The organism is Flavobacterium psychroterrae (genome assembly GCF_018380615.1).
Lineage (GTDB): Bacteria > Bacteroidota > Bacteroidia > Flavobacteriales > Flavobacteriaceae > Flavobacterium > Flavobacterium psychroterrae.
Window position 1 is genome coordinate 1 of sequence record NZ_JAGYVZ010000107.1, and the last position, 255, is coordinate 255.

The following is a 255-nucleotide window of genomic DNA, read 5'->3' on the forward strand; positions in this document are numbered from 1 at the left end:
CAAAAGAATAACTGGTTTTTTGAAGAATTACATCATCACAAGATAATGGATAGGCTTTTTGCATCCATTCCAAACGGTTCACAAGTGAAGTATGGGAAATCATAACTCCCTTGGGATTACCTGTAGTACCCGAGGTATAAATTACATAAGCAAGATCCGTTGGTTTATTGATTTTTGAAATATTTGTTTTGGCAAAATCAGTACAAACTTTATCAAATGACAACAGTTCTTCACGATCTATAACCACTTTACAGT

General features: G+C 33.7%; 1 protein-coding gene. It reads right to left on the reverse strand.

Features of this window, described 5'->3' with window-relative positions; genetic code table 11:
* The coding region (locus KHA90_RS25270) for an AMP-binding protein (protein ID WP_213308310.1) at nucleotides 1-255 on the reverse strand (255 nt) is incomplete at both ends.